The sequence below is a fragment of the Calditrichota bacterium genome (genome assembly GCA_014359355.1).
GTDB lineage: Bacteria > Zhuqueibacterota > Zhuqueibacteria > JANLFK01 > Oleimicrobiaceae > Oleimicrobium.
The window spans coordinates 1-2,624 of the sequence record JACIZP010000067.1 but is presented as its reverse complement, the minus strand read 5'-3'; the positions used below and the strand labels follow the sequence as shown (position 1 = coordinate 2,624).

2 protein-coding genes are annotated in these 2,624 nt (G+C 59.8%); both read left to right on the top strand.

What is annotated here, in order from left to right; all coding sequences use genetic code 11:
- Window positions 1–1,991: fibronectin (locus H5U38_02950; protein MBC7185971.1), on the top strand; the 1,991-nt coding region annotated here is incomplete at its 5' end.
- An 11-nt stretch (window positions 1,992–2,002) separates the two neighbouring features.
- A partial coding sequence (locus H5U38_02945; GenBank protein MBC7185970.1) for an IPT/TIG domain-containing protein occupies window positions 2,003–2,624 on the top strand: 622 nt, incomplete at its 3' end.

Here is a 2,624-nt window from a genome sequence, read left to right as displayed (position 1 = left end):
TCGGTTCGCTGCAGAGCCTCTTTTCTGCCTACGGCTCAGAGCGCGCCTGGAACAACTCTTACTACGAGGGCATGATCTGGCCCGCCGACTACCCGCGGCAGGACAATGCCGTGATCCAGCGGCAGTGGATCGCCTGCGAAGATTTCACCGACGCAAAAGGGTACCATTGGAGCAAATACGGCATCTACTTCGCCGCCAGTTATGTGGATATTTCTCTCTTCCCCATGGTGCTCAAGCAGACGGCCAAGTTCGAACAACCGACCGTGTACGTGGACGGCATCAACATCACCGCTCCGTACATGGGCGACGTAGATGAGATCGACCCTAATCAGATCCCGGACCGCATCGTCACCAATGTGGTGAACACCAGCATGGGTCTTACCATGACCCGACGTATCTTCGCTTTCAGCCAGCAGTACCACGACAACTACTTCATCCGGGAGTACACGTTCACCAACACTGGCAACGTGGACTATGACGATGAGATAGAGCTGCATGCGCCGCTGAAAGGGGTACGCGTCAGCTGGGGAGTGCGCTACAGCGTCTGCCGGGAAGGGGCAGACAAGATCGGTGACGGGCAGAGCTGGGGCAAGCACACCTGGGTCACCAAGCGAGGTGAGGACTATCCGGCGCACTTTCAAGAGCGCATCACCGAGCAGAATCCGATTGTGCAGTGGATTCGCTGTGGCTTTGCCTGGGCCGGACAAACGACCAAGAATGCGTTCGACAACATCGGTGGGCCCGACATTCGCACTAACGGCCGCCTGTGCGCACCGCAGCATGCAGGCATCGCCGTGCTGCACGTCGACAAGAGCGCGAAGGACAAGAGCGACGACCCCTACCAGCCAACAGTGCTGGGTTGGCATGCCGGCGACACATATCCGAGCGTCGGCAATCTCCAGCCCACCGACGAAGGGAACATGATCCTGCTCTACGACATGTTGAGCGGCAAACCCTACACCGGGCTGGGCGGCAACGAGCGCTTTGACGAAAAGTACATGGCTACCAACCCCGACCCAGTCACCGTGCATAACGACGGCGGCGGTACCAACATCTGGATCTGCTACGGCCCGTTCGACTTGGAGCCTGGCGAGAGCGTCACTATTGTCGAGGCAGAAGGGGTGAGCGGCCTGAACAGGCAGATGTGCGAGCTGATTGGCAAGCGGTGGAAGCAGGCTTACGACAATCCCAGCGACAAAGGGCCTTTCACCTTGCCAGATGGTTCCACCACGGACAACAAGGACGTCTACAAGAATGCGTGGGTCTATACCGGCAAGGATTCGATCCTGTTGACCTTCGGTCGGGCCAAGCGCAACTATGACTTGGGCTACCAGATCCCGCAGCCTCCGTTGCCGCCACCGGTGTTTGAGGTGCGCTCAGGAGGCGACCGCATCATGCTCTCCTGGGCGCCGAGCCCTTCGGAGGATGAGCCGGGTTTCGTCGGTTACAAGATTTTCCGCGCAGTGGGCAAGCCGGACACGGTGTATCAAGAGATTGCCTCAGTGCCCAAGGGAAAGACCAGCTTCGACGACATGACCGCGGCGCGCGGCTTCTCGTACTACTACTACCTGGTCGCCTACAACGATGGCAGCAACAACACCACCGGCGAGGCTAATCCCCCCGGGCCTCTGTACAGCAGCCGCTTCTACACAAAGACCACCGAGCCGGCTTATCTGCGCAGGGCCGCAGGCACTTCTCTGGACCAGATCCGCGTTGTGCCGAACCCGTACAACATCGCTGCGCGCGACCTGCAGTACACCGGCGAGCCGGATAAGCTGATGTTCTTGGATATTCCCCCGCAGTGCACCATCAAGATTTTCACGGAGCGGGGGGACCTCATCGAGACCATCGAGCACACCGACGGCAGCGGCGACGAAGAGTGGAGCTCGGTGACCTCGTCGCGGCAGGTGGTGGTGAGCGGCGTGTACATTGCCCTGTTCGAGACGCCGGACGGCAAGAGGGCATTCCGTAAGTTCGTAATCATTCGCTAAGGAGAGTGGAAATGAGGCGACTAGCCTACACCCTGGTGGTGTTTGCAGTCCTTGTTGCCGTGGGGCTCAATTGCGAGAAAGAGAAGCCCATCGGCCTGTACGATCCTTCGGCTTCCTACAACCCGGACCCGGTCATCACCTCCATTGAGCCTGCGGACAGCGCCCTGGCCGGACTGGTGACGATAACCATCAACGGCCAGAACTTTTCGCCGACCACGCAGTACGACTTGGTCTACTTCGGGCAGACGCGCGTGCCGGTGCTGGAGGCCTCTGCGGAGCGGCTGCTCGTCAAGAGCCCCAACATAGTGGCCGATGCAATTCCGGTCAAGGTGGCCGTGATAGGGGCGTTGTCCTTCAGCAACGTGGTCAACTACAAGCTGGTGCGGGGAGTGTTCAATTGGGGTGGTTATGGCGAGTTCGATGAGCCATACGTCCTGGAGTGCGACCGGGATGAGAACGTCTACGTCACCCTGGGTAGCAGGAATGTGGAGAAGATCTCCCCCTCAGGCGAAAAGCAGGTGTACGGCACCGTACCGTTCTCGCTCCCCAGCGGCATAAAGTTTGGGCCGGGGGGCTACCTGTACGTGGGCAGGAGGTCGACCAGCTTTTACCGCATCCCGCCCGGGGGCGGCG